The organism is Planctomonas deserti (genome assembly GCF_003067705.1).
Classification (GTDB): Bacteria; Actinomycetota; Actinomycetes; order Actinomycetales; family Microbacteriaceae; genus Planctomonas; species Planctomonas deserti.
The window spans coordinates 1-671 of the sequence record NZ_QANL01000066.1 but is presented as its reverse complement, the minus strand read 5'-3'; the positions used below and the strand labels follow the sequence as shown (position 1 = coordinate 671).

General features: G+C 68.0%; 1 protein-coding gene. It reads right to left on the bottom strand.

The window, feature by feature from the left end; genetic code table 11:
- A partial coding sequence (gene bioC / locus DAI20_RS19565) for a malonyl-ACP O-methyltransferase BioC (protein ID WP_108252888.1) occupies nt 1–647 on the bottom strand: 647 nt, incomplete at its 3' end.
- Nucleotides 648–671 lie beyond the last annotated feature (24 nt).

The following is a 671-nucleotide window of genomic DNA, read 5'->3' as shown; positions in this document are numbered from 1 at the left end:
ATCGCACGCAGTTCGCGCATCAGCGACGGCAGGTCGTCATAGGTCAGGGTGAACAGATCGCGGTCCAGCACCGGGTCGCGGAAGCCGGCCATCATCAGCGCGTCGCCGAACTGGGCGATCTGCGCGAAGCGGCTCACGTGCGGTCGGTCATCGGCGGCCGCGAACGCCTCGTTGAGTTCGACCAGAGTCTCCGGGCCGAAGGTCGAGCACAGCAGCAGGCCACCAGGCTTGAGCACACGGCGGAACCCGGCAAATACCGCCGGCAGGTCGTCCAGCCACTGCAGGCACAGGTTGCTGAAGATCACGTCCACGCTGTTGTCGGCCAGCGGCAGCGCGGCGGCATCGCCGCACAGGCGCTGGAACGGCTTCCACCAGCCGGCCTGGCGCTTGGCCTGGTCCAGCATCGGCAGCGCCACGTCCAGCGCGATCACCTGCGCCTTCGGCCAGCGCTTCTTCATCAACGCGCTGGCATGGCCGGTGCCGGCACCAATGTCCAGCACCACCTCGGGCTTGCGTGCCTCCAGGTAGTCCAGCGATTCGATCAGCCGCGACTGCACCTCGCGCTGCAGGGCGGAGGCGGCGTCGTAGCTGCTGGCGGCACGGGCGAACGCGCGGCGGACGTGGCGGGCATCGAAGTGGGACGGCATTGCGAAAGTCTCTTAGAACGTACC